The sequence below is a fragment of the Demequina sp. NBRC 110055 genome (genome assembly GCF_002090135.1).
In the GTDB taxonomy this organism is placed as follows: Bacteria; Actinomycetota; Actinomycetes; order Actinomycetales; family Demequinaceae; genus Demequina.
Genome location: NZ_BBRL01000004.1, coordinates 1,057,200 through 1,071,355, shown reverse-complemented (window position 1 = coordinate 1,071,355; position 14,156 = coordinate 1,057,200). Strand labels below are relative to the sequence as shown.

The window sequence follows — 14,156 nt, the reverse complement described above, 5'->3', positions numbered from 1 at the left end:
GAGGCGGCGGGCCGATGCGCCAGAAGGGTCGCGAGGGAACCCCACCTCAGGGCGGGGCACGCTCGGCGACGCGGTGACCCGGCGTTGCCGGGCCACGCGAGCGCGGCTAGACGCTTGCGGAGCGAATCGACGCGAGGATGCGCTGGCGCATCTCCTCGGGTGCGGTCTGGCCCCCGGCACGCGCGGTGAGGTTCTTGATGCGTTCCTTGATCTGATGCTCTGCCTCGCATGGCGGGCAGGTCTTCAGGTGCGCACCGATGCGCTGCAGTTCATCCTGAGGAAGCTCGTCGTCGATGTACTCGAACAGCCGATCCAGGGCCTCTTCACACTCTCTACCGGGCATCACACACCTCCCTTACTTTCCTTCTTGGCGGCCGGTCGCTTGTCGGTAAAGCCCCGATCGGCCGCGTATTCCTTTAACTGTTCCCTCAGCAGTTTTCTGCCGCGATGAAGCCGAGACATCACGGTTCCCACGGGGGTATCCATAATTTCGGCAATCTCTTTATAGGCAAAGCCCTCGACGTCAGACAGGTACACCGCCATGCGGAAGTCTTCGCTGAGCGCATCCAGCGCATCCTTGATGTCGTCGTCACCAATGCGCTCGAGCGCTTCCTGCTCGGCCGACACGAGCCCGGTGCTGGTGTGCTCCGAGGCTGCTGCGAGTTGCCAGTCCTCGACCTGCTCGGCGTCGGAGCGCTTGGGCTCGCGCTGCTTCTTGCGGTACGTGTTGATGAACGCGTTGGTCTGGATGCGATACAGCCACGCCTTGAGGTTCGTGCCTGGCGTGAACTTGTCTTGGGCGGCGAAGGCCTTGGCGTAGGTCTCCTGGACCAGGTCCTCAGCATCGGCCCCGTTGCGTGTCATACGCAGGGCCGCGGCGTAGAGCTGGTCCATATAGGACAGCGCCTCCACCTCGAAATCGAAGTCCTGCACAGTGTCGCTCATGATGGGCGAGCCTACCCCGGTGCGCACGGCTGTCGCCGACGCACCGCGGGCTCTCGTCACGGTGGCTGTCATGGCACGAACAACGCAAGGCAACTGATCTGCATTCCCCGCCATTGCATCGGCCGACACTTCCGCCCCCTCCCGCCCGCGCGATGAGGTTGGTAGCGTAGGAGCATGTTGCGTCATCTCGCCCGACCGCTGCTGGCCACCTGGTTCGTGTATGGAGGAGTGCAGTCCGTCCTCGAACCCGAGAAGCGCGCCGAGCGCGCCGCCCCCGTTGTCGAGCCGCTGCTCCAGCAGGCCGGCGTCGAGGACGTCAAGACCACCGACCTCGTCAAGGTGCACGGCGCGGCCACGATCGCCGCCGCCTCGATCCTGGCGTTGTCGCGCACGCCGCGCACCGCCGGCCTGGTGCTCGCCGGCCTCACGGCCGCGACGGTGGCCGTGGGTCGCCCCTTCTGGCTCGAGACCGATGAGGCCAAGAAGGAGGAGCAGATGGAACTCTTCCTCAAGAACGTGTCGCTCTTCGGCGGCACGCTGCTGGCCGCCACCGCGGGCCACCGCTCGAGCAAGAAGGCCAAGGTCAAGGCCAAGAAGGCCAAGCTGGAGTCGAAGAACGTCAAGGTCGAGGCGAAGAAGGGCCTCAAGGGTCCCAAGCTGACCGCCAAGAAGAAGTGACGCCCGCGGACCTGCCCCGCGGCACCGGCCCGGGCCAGGTCTGGCCCGCCCCCGCCGCGCCCGGCCCACTCGACGCCACCGTCGAGGTGCCCGGCTCCAAGTCCCTCACCAATCGTTTCCTGGTCCTCGCGGCGATGGCCGATGCGCCGGTCACCATCCGCGGCGGCCTCCGCTCACGCGACTCCGCGTTGATGATCGCCGCGCTGCGCGCGCTCGGTCAGGACGTGGACGACTCGGGCGACGAGTGGACCGTCACGCCAGCGCCGGTTCGCGGCAACGCCGAGGTGTTCTGCGGGCTCGCAGGCACCGTCATGAGGTTCGTGCCTCCCCTGGTGCTACTCGCCAACGGTCCCGTCACCTTTGACGGCGACCCGGAGGCACGCGTGCGTCCCATGGGGCCGTTGCTCGACGCGCTGCGTGCGCTCGGCGCGACCATCGACGACGAGGGCCGCGGAACACTCCCGTTCACGGTGACGCCGCCCGAGTCCGTGCCGGCCGAGGTCGCGGTGGACTCCTCGGCCTCGTCACAATTCGTCACCGGGCTGCTTCTCGTCGCCGCCCGGCTCCCCCACGGCCTCACCGTGCGCCACACCGGCGAGACCCTGCCGAGCCTCCCGCACATCGACATGACGTGCGAGACGCTGCGCGGGGCCGGAGTCCGGGTGGACCAGCCCGACGAGCGCACCTGGATCGTCCACCCCGGCACGCTGTCGCTCGGCGACGTACGCGTCGAGCCCGACCTGTCCAACGCGGGCCCGTTCATCGCCGCACCGCTCGTGGCAGGCGGCACCGTGCGCATCCCCGGCTGGCCCTCTCACACGACCCAACCCGGCGCACTCTTCCCCGACATTCTCGAACGCATGGGCGCCACCTGCTCGCTCGACGGCGACGTGTTGCGCGTCAGCGCGCCAGGGCTTGGCGCCGGCGGCATCCGCGGCATTGAGGCAGACCTCTCCCCCGCGGGTGAGATCACGCCCACCATCGCCGCGCTGTGCGCGCTGGCGGCCGGCCCGTCCACCCTCGCCGGCATCGGCCACCTGCGTGGTCACGAGACGGACAGGCTTGCGGCGATCGCAGCGGAAGTGACGCGCGTCGGAGGCGTGTGCGTGGCCGATGACGACTCGCTGCGGTTCGAGGGGCTGCCGGCCGGCGGGCTGCGCCCAGCCGCGATGGAGAGCTACCACGACCACCGGATGGCGACCTTCGGGGCGATCCTCGGGCTCGCGGTGGAGGGCACCGAGGTGATTCACGTCGCCACCACCGCCAAGACCATGCCCGATTTCCCTGCCATGTGGACGGGGATGCTCAGCGCGTGAGCGACTGGAGCCGCTACGACGAGTCCGACGCCAGGGTCCGCCCCGGCAAGGGCTCGCGGCCGCGTTCCAAGAAGCGCCCCGCCCACGCCGATGCCGTGCCCGGCACCGTCGTCGGCGTCGACCGTGGGAGGTTCTCGGTCGAGCTCGACGACGCCACGGCACTCACGTGCGTGAAGGCCCGCGAGCTGGGCCGACGCGGGCTGGTGGTCGGCGACCGCGTGGGCGTGGTGGGCGACACGTCCGGCGCCGAGGGCAGCCTGGGCCGCATCGTGAAGCGCGAGCCGCGCTCCACCGAGCTGCGGCGCACCGCGGACGACGCCGACCCCACTGAGCGCGTGATCGTCGCGAACGCCCAGCAGCTGGGCATCGTGACGGCGCTGGCCGACCCCGAACCCAACCCCCGCATGATCGACCGCTGCCTGGTGGCCGCGCTCGACGCCGGCATGGAGGCGCTGCTGGTGCTGACGAAGGGCGACCTCGCCTCGGGCGAAGCCCTGCGCGCCGCCTACGAGCCGCTCGGTGTGACGGTGCTGGTGACGACGGTGACGCGCGGCGAGGACGGCGAGCGCGAGATCGCCGGGATTGAGGCCCTGCGCGCCGAACTGCACGAGCGCTCGACGGTGCTCGTCGGGTACTCGGGCGTCGGCAAGTCGACGCTCGTCAATGCGCTGGTGCCCGATGCCGGGCGTGCCACCGGCGTCGTCAACGACGTCACGGGCCGCGGACGCCACACGTCCACCTCCGCGGTGGCACTGGATCTGCCCGACGGCGGCCGCATCATCGACACCCCCGGTGTACGCACGTTCGGCCTCGCCCACGTGGACCCGCAGCACTTTGTCGAGGCGTTCCCCGACGTTGCTCAGGCCGCCGCCGACCTGTGCCCGCGCGGCTGCCAGCACGAGTCCGCGGCGGCGGGCTGCGAGCTCGACGCGTGGGCAGAGGGCGACCCCGACCGTGAGGCGCGCGTCGACTCGATCCGGCGCCTGCTGAAGGCCCGCGCGGAGGCGGAGACGTACTAAGAGAAAATGGCGGTCCGGGCGGCGCGCAAGGAGGGGGTGGCGCCGGCCCGAACCGCCAGGTCTAAGACCCGTCCGGTCAAGAAACCGTCAGACGGCGACGGGAGCGGGAGGGTCGGTCACGGCCGGGGGTTCGAGCACGGACTCGACGGGGCTTTCCGCGGGACGCTCGCCCAGCTTCACCACGATCACGCCGGCGACCACGAGCAAGGCGCCGCCGATCTGCATGGGACCGGGAACCTGGCCCAAGAGGAACCAGGCGAACAGCGCGGCGGCGAGCACCTCGGTCAGTGCAACGAACGAACCAAGCCGGCTGCCGAGGCGGCGGTTCGCGGCGATGCCGGCGACGTAGGACACGCCTGCCGTCACCACACCCAGCACGGCCACGACGGCCCACCACGGCGCGGCGAAGGGCACGAACTGGACCGTGCCGGTAGCGAAGGCGATGGGGACGATGCCGGTAACCGCGGCGATCGACAAGATCGTCAGCGCGCTCAGCATGCCTCCGGCTGCCAGCGTCAGCGGGGGCAGCCCGTTCGAGTCATCGCCGGACAAGATGAAGTAGACGGACGCGCCCACCATCGCACCCAGGGCCCACGCGATACCCACGAGGTCGATCTCGCCGCCGCCGAGCACATCGAGCAGCAGCACCAGGCCCGCGAACGCGATGCCGGCGCCACCCAAGGTGAGGCGCGTGGGGCGGTGGCCGTGACGCAGCCACATGAACAGCACGACCACGACGGGCGCGAGGTATTCGATGAGCAGCGCGACAGAGACGGGCAGGTGCTGCACCGCCATGAAGTAGAACAACTGCGCTCCGGCGACCGCGAAGGCACCGTAGGCGACGATCGTGGCCCACGAGCGGGCGACCAGTTCCCAGCGGCCGCGCAGCGCGACGATGCCGGGGATGAGGAGCACGGCGGCGGCAATGGCGACACGCACCAGCGTCGCGGCGCCCGCGGTCCAGCCGAGGTCCATGAGGCCGCGCCCCAGGGATCCCGAGAGCCCGAAGGAGGCCGATGCCACGAGCGCGAAGGCAAGGCCGGAGCCGAGTCGCGGCGTCACCGTGGGCGCAACCGTGTCATGAGTCAAAGTCGCCATGACTGATGACAGTAGCGGCCGAGTGGTAATGTGTCAAAATGGTCTTTGCACGTGACACGATCGAGGCCCTCGAGGCCGCTACGTTCCTCGCGAACTCCGAACTGGAACCCGACACGCTGACGGAGATGGACCAGCTCGACGCGTTCTTTGACGACTTCCACTACAGCGGTACTCGACCGGTTACTCAGGACCTCGAGCCCGTTCGCGCCATCCGGGAACAGCTGCGGACGCTATTCAAGGCGAGCCGCGACGGCGCCGTACCGCTGGTCAACGAGATCCTGGCCTCACGTCACGCGCTACCGCAGTTGGTACGCCACGACGGCGTCGACTGGCACATTCACGCCACCACCGAGGATCGCCCCTTCGACGAGCGCATCCTTGTCGAGACCGCGATGGGCATGATCGACGTGATCCGCGCCGACGAGATGAGCCGCTTCTCGCGCTGCGAAATGGACGACTGCGACGGCGTGGTCTTTGACATGTCGCGCAACCGCTCGCGCAAGTACTGCACCACCACGTGCACCAACCGCGCCGCCGTGCAGGCGTACCGCGCGCGCCAGGCGGACGAGGACTAGACCCGGCGCGCTACGGCCCTCACGCCGCCCGGTACACCCGGATGGAGCCGAACCCGGTGCGTGCGTGCAGCTCCACGGACCTCTCGCCCTCAGCCGGGCCGTGGTCGGCGTCGAGCTCAGTGCGCACCTCCCCATGCGTGGACGTCGCGTCGAGCCACACCGCCGTCCCTCGCGGCACGCCCACCTTCACCGACCCATGCGTCGCCTCGAACCGGGACACCCCGGCACTCAGCGAGGCCACCTTGATGGACCCGTTGGTCGAGCGGGCCTCCACCCCACCAGACGCGCGCTCCACCTGAATCGAGCCGTTCGTGGTGTCGAGCCTCGCGCTGCCGGCCACGTCCTCGACCTTGATCGAGCCGTTGGTGCTGCGTGCCGCGAGCGAGCCGCCCACGCGGCCCACCCTGACCGAACCGTTCGACAGCGTCACGCTGGCACCGCCGACGACCTCACGCACCTCGACCGCGCCGTGGCCGCCATTCACCTCAAGCGAGTGCGCGCGCTCCACCCTCACCGCGCCGTACGAGGCCGCCACGCGCGCCGTACCCAGCACGCCGGTGAGGCGCACCTCGCCGTACTTGGTTGATGCATCGACCCCCAGCCCTTCGGGCCCCTCGACGATGACGTCGACCGAGTCGGGTCGCCCGAACATGGTCGAGCGCGCTGGCACCGTCACCACGACGGTGTCGCCCGCACGCTCCACGGAGGCGTTCTCGGCCGCCTCGCGGTCCCCCGCGCGCAGCCGGTTGCTGGGATTCACCACGACCGAGACTTCCTCGCGGCCCGCGATGCCGACCACCTCGATGCGCCCCGCAGGGATGTCCACGCGCACGGCCGTGATCTCAGCGGCGCTCATCGCACCCACCCCTGGTAGGAGGCGGCGGCGCGGCCCCGGCGCGACTGCGGCCCGGGGCTCACTGCGCCCGCGACGGCGCGCACGAGCCAGGTGTTGAGCGAGACGCCCTCGGCCGCGGCGGCAGCCTCGGCGCGCGTCTTCAGCGCGTCGGGTAGGCGCAGCGTGGTGCGCGAGGTCGCCTCGTCGTCGACCTCGGGCGGGGCCGATGCGACGGCCGGGGCCGCCTCCGCCTCGCCTTCCGGACGGGTCACCACGAAGTCCACGTCGCGACCGCGCACCCGCAGGTCGACGGAGCCCGGGGCGAGGTCGCGGGTGATCTCACCCGCGGCCTCGGACAGCGCCTCGACGAGGACGAGCCGGGTCGCGGCATCGAGGGCGCCTGCGAGACGGTCGGCGGTCTCGCGGGTCTCCTCGGTGCCGGCTGCAGCGGCAGCCACGAGCTGACGTTGCAGCTCTTCGGTGTAGTGCATGAGTTCCATGACGCCACTATGACACCAGAGTGACACCAACGCAAGCGCATCGAGGTGTTGTACCCTCCTGTCAGGACTTAGGTCCTACGCACGCGAGTGTGGCCGCCGGGGCTCGTCACCCCGGATCACGCAACGGCGGCCATACCGCGACGCGAGAGCCTCAGAGGCGATACCCGCCCGAGGCCTCGATCCGCTGGGCGGTGACCCAGCCCGCGCCAGGATCCACCACGCCCGCGATCACGCCCGCGATGTCGTCGGCCACCGCTGCGCGGCCCAGAGCGGTTCCATCGGCGAAGACCTTCCGCACGTGTTCGTTGCCCTCCCACCCCGAGAAGGCCGTCTCGACCGGGCCCGGCGCCACCTGATTCACGCGGATGCCGCGAGCGCCGAGCTCCTGCGCCCAGTAGCGGGTCAGCACGTCGACCGCGCCCTTCATCGCCGCGTAGGCGTCGCGTCCCACGTGCACGAACCGGGTGAGGCCCGTGCCGAGGAGCACCACCGCTCCCCCATCGGCGAGCAGCGATTCGCCGTCCGCCGGCGTGACGAGGGCCTGCGTCAGCAGGTACACCCCACGCACGTGCGTCGCGTACAGCGCATCCAAGGTTGCCGCGTCCGTCGTCGCGAGCGTGGTGTCGGCGCCCTGGCCCGCATTGTTGACGATCGCCGTCAGCTGAGCGCGTCCCCAATGCGTGGAGAGCACCTCGCGAAGGCGGGCCGCAAACGGCGCGAGAGCGGATGCATCGGCCACGTCGAGGGCCAGCGCCGCCGCGCGGCGGCCCAGCGCCTCGACCTCGGCGACCACGGCATCGGCCTCCTCGGAATGCGAACGGTAGGTGAGAACGACGTCGTGGCCGCGCCTGGCCAGTTCGACGGCTGTCGCGCGGCCGATGCCACGGTTGGCTCCAGTAATCAGGGTGACGGGTTTCATGGGTGACCTCCTGTGGTGGGTGTGACGTCAGCCTCCCGGCGAGGTACGGGGCGAACCAGGCGGCGCTCACCCTGGGGCTGACAGCCCCAGGGTGAGCGCGAGCGCGGCCCGCATACTGGGGGCATGGACCTCGACGGACTCGGCGCCTTCTTGCGCACGCGACGCGACCGCCTCACCCCCGCCGCCGTCGGACTCGTGCCCGGCCCGCGGCGGCGCGTGCCGGGACTGCGCCGCGACGAGGTAGCAATGCTCGCGGGCTCCTCGGTCGAGTACTACACGGAACTCGAGCAGGGCTCGAAGACTCAGCCGTCGGAGCAGATGCTCGGGGCGCTCGCCCGTGCGCTGCGCCTCTCGGTCGATGAGCGGGATCACCTGTTCCGCCTCGCGAGCCGCCCTGTCCCCGCGCGCGGCGACGACGCCCACGTGTCGCCCGCCATGCTGGCGCTGCTCGATCGCCTCGATGACACCGCCGCCGCGGTCGTCAACGACCTGGGAGAGACCCTGATCTCCAACCGCCTCGCGGTCGCGCTCATGGGCGAGAAGACCGGAATGGCCTGGCCCCAGTCTTCGCAGATCTACCGGTGGTTTGTGACGCCCGATGACGGACGCTGGATGCATCCCGAGCACCAGCACACCCGGCTGTCGGAATCGCTCGTGGCCGACCTTCGCGTCGCCGCGGGCCGCCGCGGTCCCGATGACCCGCGACTGGCACGGCTGGTACGGGACTGCGCCGACGCATCGGCCGAGTTCCGAGAGCTCTGGGACGCCCACGAGGTCCGACTTCGCCGTGCCGATGCCAAGGTCTTCGTCCACCCGAGCATCGGCGAGATCGATCTGCTGTGCCACAGCCTGCACACCGATGACGGATACCAACGGCTGCTGTGGTTCAGTCCGAGGGAGGGGACGGACGCCGCGGAAAAGATGGCACTGCTGGCCGTCGTGGGATCGCAGAACGTGACGACGGCCGGTGAGCGCAGGCCCTGACCGTCGTGGAATGTTCTGAGAGACCCAGCCCGTTGACGACTGACGTGGGCGGCAGATCGTCGTCCCGCAGAAGTGGAAGGAGTCACCCTATGACCACCGCCACCAGCACCGTGGACGTCAACGTCCCCATCAGCACCGCATATGACCAGTGGACGCAGCTCGAGTCGTTCCCGCACTTCATGCAGGGCGTCGAGCAGGTTGTTCAGGTTGACGACCGGCTCACCCACTGGGTGACCAAGATCGGCGGCGTCGAGCGCGAGTTTGATGCCGCGATCACCGAACAGGTTCCCGACAGCCACCTCGCTTGGCAGGCCACCGCTGGCCTCAAGCAGGGCGGCCGTGTCACCTTCGAGGCCGTCGGGCCCGAGGTCACTCGAGTATCTCTTGCCCTCGACTGGGAGCCCCTCGGCGCCACCGAGAAGATCGGCTCCGCACTCAGTGTCGATGACGGCCTGGTCCGCACCGACCTCGAACAGTTCAAGCAGTTCATCGAGGAGCGCGGCACCGCCGAGGGCGGCTGGCGCGGCGAGGTGCACGCCTGACCTCACGCTCCGTGGACGACCGCAGGGCTCGGCGCCTTTCACGAGGGGCGCCGGGCCTTGGCGTTTCCGCGTCGGGTGAACGCGCCACGGCGAACGCGTTGCGACGGCCGGATCGTCGAGGTGTGGTCGACTCCCCTGATGTGACCACGGCTCTACGCCGGGGTGAGCCGTTCGAACACCATCGTCGCCTGGATGCGGTCTCCTCCACCAAAACCTCCTGTGCCCGACGACGCCGTCGTGATGGTGTGGAGGCGATAGCCCAGCGCGGCTTGCCCGTTGATGACGCGCTCGAGCTCCGTGAGGTTGTTCGAGCCCGAGCCCCACATCTTCTCCTTCAGCACCACCTGCAGCACCACGTAGCTGGCACCGGCCGCGCCGGGACGAACCTGGGCGCCCGCGTTGGCATCGGCCTGGATGCGGTTGATCATCCCGGTCATACCTTCCCCGGTGGCCTGTGGCTCGCGGAAGTTGTCGGTCCAGGACTGGCCGTCCCACCACCGCTCCTTGCCCGACCCGTCGTCGTACCAGCCTGCCTCGGCATTCGCCATGGTGCCTGCCCCTTTGCTCGTGCGGTGTGCTGGCCTCAGGCTAGCCCGCCGGTCGCCGCTCCGTACGATGGACCTCGTGCCGTCCTTACCCGCGTGTCGTCCCGCCTGATGCCGCGCTCTCCCCTGCCTCAGCGTGAGGGCTTGGACGCCTCCTGGGTGCGCACGCCGGGTCCGGCCGATGCGCCGGGCACCTGGGCCACGATGGAAGAGTTTCTGCTGGGCCGGCTTCCCGCGGCGGCCGACGTCTCGCGGCGTTTGGCCGCCGGGGATTTTGTTGACGAGACTGGGGCACCGATTGCTGTGGATGCCCCGTTCCGCCCGCACCGGATCGTGTGGTTCCACCGCCCCCTCACACCCGAGACGCCCGTGCCGTTCCCGATCCCCGTCCTGGATCGCACCGACAACCTCGTGGTGGTCGACAAGCCGCACTTCCTCGCGACCACCCCTCGCGGGGCGCACGTGCGCGAGACGGCGCTGGTGAGGCTGCGCGTCGAGCTGGGCCTGCCCGAGCTTGCTCCCGCGCATCGGCTGGACCGCCTCACCGCCGGCGTGCTGGTGTTCACCACGCGGCGCGAGGTGCGGGGCGCGTACGCGGGCGTCTTCCAGTCGCGGACGGTGACGAAGACGTACGAGGCGCTGGGGCGGTGGGATCCGACGCTGTCGTTTCCCCTGAGGCTCGTGGGGCGCATCGAGAAGCGGCGCGGCAGCCTGCAGGCCGAACTGGTCGCGGGCGAGCCGAATGCCGAGACGCTCGTGGAGGTCATCGAGGTGCGGGGCGACTGTGCGCGTTACCGGCTGTCCCCCGTGACAGGAAAGACGCACCAGCTGCGCCTACAGATGGCCGATGCCGGCTTGGGCCTCGTCGGAGACCCCCTCTATCCGGTGGTCGCCCCGGACGCACCGGACGACTACGACGAGCCGCTGCGGCTGGTCGCGCGATCGCTGGCATTCACCGACCCTCTCGACGGGACCGAACGGTCCTACGTCAGCAAGCGCCAGCTGGAGTGGCCGCGCGCGTGAGGCGGCCTTGGGCTTCGGGTTAGCCCAGATTGATCTGCCAGCTCACTCCGTAGCGATCGTTCACCCAGCCGAAGCGCGCTGAGAAGCCGTAGTTGTCGAGCGGCATCAGCACCTGGCCGCCGTCGCTGAGAGCGGCGACAAGCTCCTCTTGCCGCTCAGCAGACTCGGCCTCGATCCAGATTGACAGCGAAGGCGTGAAGCCAAACTCGTGGTCGATGAAGCTGTCTGAGACATAGAACTCTTGCCCGGCGATGCGGAAGCGTCCTCGCATGATGGTGCCTTCGGGCGCGGGGCCCTCTGCCGGATACAGATCCAGGTCGAGGATCTCACCATCGTCAAAGAGCGAGACATAAAGGTCGATGGCCTCGCGGCCCACTCCGCCCTGGAACATGAGAAAAGGAATCGCAGAGTCGCTCATGCCTAGCAACTCTAGGCGCGGTGCGGGATGTGCGCACCGTTCGCTTGACGGGCGGTCACGCCGTCAACGGACGCGGCTGAGCCAGGCACGGAGCACGTCCACCCATTCATCGAAGGCGTCGAGGTGAGCGTCGTGGCCGCCGCCGTTCAGGACCACGTAGTCCGTGCCGTGGCGCCGACGGATCAGTTCCTGCTGCTGTTCGGCCGTGAACATCCCGTTGGCACCGAAGACCACCAGGGTCGGCACCGCCAACGATTCCCACTCGCGCCACCGCGGCTCGTGCACCGCCTCCAGCGTTCGCTGCATGACGTCGCCGTCGAACCGCGGCATCAGTCCCGAGGCTGTCGGCTCCAAGTCCTGGATCAGTGCGTCGACAATGGCACCGCGTCCCAGAAACGCTCGAGCTGCAGCCTCGTCAACAAAGGGAGTTGGCCAGGTCGCGAAGAACTCTCCCAGCGCGTTTGCCTCGTCGGGGTCCGGGATCCCGCCTGCGTGACCCTCGAGCATGACGAGCCCGGCGAAGAGGTCCGGGCGAGCGGCGGCGGTCAGGAACGCGGTGTGAGCACCCATGGATTGACCGACGAGGGTCCACCGCGCACCCGGCTGGAGGTGTTCCAGCAGGGCGACCACGTCGTGAACGAATGCGTCACGCGACAGATCGGCCGGGCGGCGCGTGCTCTCGCCGTGGCCGCGCTGGTCCATCAAGACCACGCGAAAGCGGTCACGGAGCGCATCGGCGGTAGGCAGGAACTCTCTGGAGCTTCCAGCGAGGCCGTGCAAAAGTAGCAGCGGTGGGCCGTCGCCGCCGCAGTCGGTCACCCGTAGCGCGACATCGCCTCGCTCGACAAGAAAACTCCGCGCTACCGTCACGCGACCTCCACGGGTGTGATCGCCGCGACCTGTTCACGCAGGGCGCGGCGCTCGAGCCGCAGCTCGTAGTGAGACTGCAGGTTCATCCAGTAATCCGCTGTCGTTCCGACATAGGCGCCGAGACGCACCGCGGTGTCGGCCGTGATGCCACGCTTACCGTGGACGATCTCGTTGATACGCCGCGGCGCGACACCGATGGCGACCGCGCGTTTGTTCTGGGTGATCCCGAAGCTTTCGATGACGTCCTCCATCAGGATCTCGCCTGGATGGATCGGCGGGATCAGGCCGTCCTCAGTGGTCGTCGACGAGCTCACCATCATCCGCACCGCCGTTCTTCCATCGAAAGCAGATTCTCCCTTGGTCGTTCACACGGATGCTGTGCCGGCCTGCACGGTCACCCTTGAGCAGCTCAAGATGGATTCCTGGCGGGATCCGCAGGTCCTCCACCTCAGGCGCAGCGTGGAGCACGTCACGTTTGCGAAGCGCGGCGCGCTGAACTCGACGATCGATCGCCTTCACGAACTCCTCGTCCCAGATCCACTCAGCATTCTTGTCGCTGAAGGGTCTGATCACACGAGCATCACATAACGGAATGCGTCAATAACGCTAGACGTTAAACCGGAACTCCACCGCGTGACGTTGCCGAATAACGTCTGGGGGGGGTGGGGCGGGGTGTCACGCGGATCGAGACGCTGTCGCAGAGTCTCGACGTCCGATGAGCACGGCGAATACGGCTGCGCCCGCCGCCGCGGTGACGAGCGCGACCGTCGCGGTCGGTGTCGCGGTGTGGGGTCCGAGGATGCCGGCGAGCGGCGCTGCGGCCGCGCCCGCGGCGAAGCGGGTCATGCCGAGAATGGACGATGCTGTACCCGCGAAGTGCGGGTAGTCGACCAGGGCCAGGGTGGTCGCCGGCGGTGACACGATCGCGGCTCCGGCTGCGATGAGGACGAACGCGAAGATCGTGAGCGCCAGGGATGGCGACCCCAGTGCGGTGACGAGAAGCGCGCCTCCCCCGGCGATCATGATCGCGAGACCCACGACGAACACAGCGCGGTCACCGACCCGCTCCGCGAGACGGCCCGCAGAGAACCCGGCGGTCGCGAAGGCCGCGGCGTTGAGTCCGAACACGAGCGCGAAGGTGGACGGTGCGAGCCCGTAGATGCCTTGGAGGATGAAGGGTGCGCCGGCGAGGTAAGCGAAGTAGGCGGCTGAGGTGAGGGAGCTCGAGATGGTCGCGCCGACGTAGAGGCGGTCGCGGGCGAGCACACCGAGCTGTTCGCGAACCCTGCGCAGGCCGCCGCTGGTGCGACGGTCGGGCGGCAGGCTGTCGGGGAACGAGACCGCGATAGCGGCGGTGACGATGATGCCGATGGCGGTGAGGATGACGAAGAATCCTCGCCACGACAGGTGCTCGGCGAGGAAACCGCCAACGACAGGTGCGGCGATGGCGGCGAGGCCGGAGATCACGATGATGCGTGCGTAGTAGCGCGTGAGGCGTGCACCGTCGTAGATGTCGCGTCCGACCGTCTGGGCGATGACCAACCCGACCCCACCGGCGAGCCCCTGGACGAACCTGGCGACGACGAGCACCTCAATGGTCGGGCTGATGGCGCACAGCGCCGAGGCGATCGTATAGATGACCAGCCCGACCAGCAGGGGTGTGCGCCGACCGAACCGGTCGGACATCGGCCCGGCGATCACCTGCCCTGCGGCGAGGCCGATCAGGCAGGCGGTCATCGTCAGCTGCGCGGACGACGCGGTGCCGTCGAGGTCGATCGCGAGGGACGGCAGGACCGGCAGGTAGAGGTCCATCGACAACGGACCGAACACCGTGAGCGTGCCAAGGATGACGGCCATCCACACTCCGGACTCACGCAGCCGAGACCGCT

At 69.1% G+C, this 14,156-nt stretch carries 19 protein-coding genes; 7 read left to right on the top strand and 12 right to left on the bottom strand.

The window, feature by feature from the left end; all coding sequences use genetic code 11:
* Positions 1 to 106: 106 nt before the first annotated feature.
* On the bottom strand, positions 107 to 343 hold the full coding sequence (gene rsrA / locus B7K24_RS05040; protein WP_084129025.1) for a mycothiol system anti-sigma-R factor: 237 nt from the start codon (positions 341 to 343) through the stop codon (positions 107 to 109).
* Positions 343 to 945 carry a sigma-70 family RNA polymerase sigma factor gene (locus B7K24_RS05035; RefSeq protein WP_234986555.1) on the bottom strand — a complete coding sequence of 201 codons (603 nt, stop codon included), beginning with the start codon at positions 943 to 945 and terminating at the stop codon, positions 343 to 345. The genes rsrA and B7K24_RS05035 overlap by 1 nt, the downstream gene beginning before the upstream one ends.
* A gap of 174 nt (positions 946 to 1,119) precedes the next feature.
* On the opposite strand from B7K24_RS05035, the gene B7K24_RS05030 reads away from it, so the two are divergent.
* The 3 genes from B7K24_RS05030 to rsgA are packed head-to-tail and all read left to right on the top strand — an operon-like array spanning position 1,120 to position 3,958.
* Complete coding sequence (locus tag B7K24_RS05030; RefSeq protein WP_144268127.1) at positions 1,120 to 1,623, top strand: hypothetical protein; 504 nt, start codon at positions 1,120 to 1,122, stop codon at positions 1,621 to 1,623.
* Positions 1,620 to 2,939 carry a 3-phosphoshikimate 1-carboxyvinyltransferase gene (aroA, locus tag B7K24_RS05025; protein WP_234986554.1) on the top strand — a complete coding sequence of 440 codons (1,320 nt, stop codon included), beginning with the start codon at positions 1,620 to 1,622 and terminating at the stop codon, positions 2,937 to 2,939. Before B7K24_RS05030 ends, aroA begins: the two co-directional genes overlap by 4 nt.
* Complete coding sequence (gene rsgA, locus B7K24_RS05020) at positions 2,936 to 3,958, top strand: ribosome small subunit-dependent GTPase A (protein ID WP_084129022.1); 1,023 nt, start codon at positions 2,936 to 2,938, stop codon at positions 3,956 to 3,958. Before aroA ends, rsgA begins: the two co-directional genes overlap by 4 nt.
* An 87-nt stretch (positions 3,959 to 4,045) precedes the next feature.
* Here the strand turns inward: rsgA and B7K24_RS05015 are convergent, their stop codons facing one another.
* Positions 4,046 to 5,056, bottom strand: a complete 1,011-nt coding sequence (locus B7K24_RS05015) for a DMT family transporter (RefSeq protein ID WP_084129021.1) — start codon at positions 5,054 to 5,056, stop codon at positions 4,046 to 4,048.
* 38 nt (positions 5,057 to 5,094) lie between these two features.
* On the opposite strand from B7K24_RS05015, the gene B7K24_RS05010 reads away from it, so the two are divergent.
* Positions 5,095 to 5,631, top strand: a complete 537-nt coding sequence (locus B7K24_RS05010) for an ABATE domain-containing protein (protein ID WP_084129020.1) — start codon at positions 5,095 to 5,097, stop codon at positions 5,629 to 5,631.
* Between the two features lie 19 nt (positions 5,632 to 5,650).
* Here the strand turns inward: B7K24_RS05010 and B7K24_RS05005 are convergent, their stop codons facing one another.
* From B7K24_RS05005 to B7K24_RS04995, 3 genes are all read right to left on the bottom strand, one after another.
* Entirely contained in the window at positions 5,651 to 6,487 is an 837-nt protein-coding gene (locus B7K24_RS05005) for a DUF4097 family beta strand repeat-containing protein (RefSeq protein ID WP_084129019.1), read from the bottom strand.
* Positions 6,484 to 6,966 (bottom strand): toxin-antitoxin system HicB family antitoxin, encoded by a 483-nt coding sequence (locus tag B7K24_RS05000; protein WP_084129018.1) that lies wholly within the window; start codon positions 6,964 to 6,966, stop codon positions 6,484 to 6,486. Before B7K24_RS05000 ends, B7K24_RS05005 begins: the two co-directional genes overlap by 4 nt.
* Before the next feature lie 151 nt (positions 6,967 to 7,117).
* Positions 7,118 to 7,885, bottom strand: a complete 768-nt coding sequence (locus B7K24_RS04995; protein WP_084129017.1) for an SDR family NAD(P)-dependent oxidoreductase — start codon at positions 7,883 to 7,885, stop codon at positions 7,118 to 7,120.
* 123 nt (positions 7,886 to 8,008) lie between these two features.
* Here B7K24_RS04995 and B7K24_RS04990 point away from each other — a divergent pair, with 123 nt between their 5' ends.
* Complete coding sequence (locus tag B7K24_RS04990) at positions 8,009 to 8,869, top strand: helix-turn-helix transcriptional regulator (protein WP_084129016.1); 861 nt, start codon at positions 8,009 to 8,011, stop codon at positions 8,867 to 8,869.
* Between the two features lie 89 nt (positions 8,870 to 8,958).
* Complete coding sequence (locus tag B7K24_RS04985) at positions 8,959 to 9,411, top strand: SRPBCC family protein (protein WP_084129015.1); 453 nt, start codon at positions 8,959 to 8,961, stop codon at positions 9,409 to 9,411.
* Between the two features lie 152 nt (positions 9,412 to 9,563).
* Here the strand turns inward: B7K24_RS04985 and B7K24_RS04980 are convergent, their stop codons facing one another.
* Complete coding sequence (locus B7K24_RS04980) at positions 9,564 to 9,959, bottom strand: DUF2510 domain-containing protein (RefSeq protein WP_084129014.1); 396 nt, start codon at positions 9,957 to 9,959, stop codon at positions 9,564 to 9,566.
* A gap of 141 nt (positions 9,960 to 10,100) precedes the next feature.
* Between B7K24_RS04980 and B7K24_RS04975 the strand changes: the two genes are divergently transcribed.
* Positions 10,101 to 10,979: a pseudouridine synthase gene (locus tag B7K24_RS04975; RefSeq protein ID WP_234986553.1), complete on the top strand. Its 879-nt coding sequence runs from the start codon at positions 10,101 to 10,103 to the stop codon at positions 10,977 to 10,979.
* Between the two features lie 19 nt (positions 10,980 to 10,998).
* On the opposite strand, the gene B7K24_RS04970 is transcribed toward B7K24_RS04975, so the two are convergent.
* The 5 genes from B7K24_RS04970 to B7K24_RS04950 form a co-directional block, all read right to left on the bottom strand.
* Positions 10,999 to 11,397, bottom strand: coding sequence for a VOC family protein (locus tag B7K24_RS04970; protein WP_084129013.1), 399 nt, complete (start codon positions 11,395 to 11,397; stop codon positions 10,999 to 11,001).
* A 63-nt stretch (positions 11,398 to 11,460) separates the two neighbouring features.
* Positions 11,461 to 12,267, bottom strand: coding sequence for an alpha/beta fold hydrolase (locus B7K24_RS04965; RefSeq protein WP_084129012.1), 807 nt, complete (start codon positions 12,265 to 12,267; stop codon positions 11,461 to 11,463).
* The gene (locus tag B7K24_RS04960) at positions 12,264 to 12,584 is read right to left on the bottom strand and encodes a HigA family addiction module antitoxin (RefSeq protein WP_084129011.1); all 321 of its coding nucleotides are present in this window, start codon (positions 12,582 to 12,584) and stop codon (positions 12,264 to 12,266) included. Before B7K24_RS04960 ends, B7K24_RS04965 begins: the two co-directional genes overlap by 4 nt.
* The gene (locus tag B7K24_RS04955) at positions 12,559 to 12,786 is read right to left on the bottom strand and encodes a type II toxin-antitoxin system RelE/ParE family toxin (protein ID WP_234986552.1); all 228 of its coding nucleotides are present in this window, start codon (positions 12,784 to 12,786) and stop codon (positions 12,559 to 12,561) included. Before B7K24_RS04955 ends, B7K24_RS04960 begins: the two co-directional genes overlap by 26 nt.
* Before the next feature lie 156 nt (positions 12,787 to 12,942).
* Positions 12,943 to 14,124, bottom strand: coding sequence for a multidrug effflux MFS transporter (locus B7K24_RS04950; RefSeq protein ID WP_144268126.1), 1,182 nt, complete (start codon positions 14,122 to 14,124; stop codon positions 12,943 to 12,945).
* Between the last annotated feature and the right edge of the window lie 32 nt (positions 14,125 to 14,156).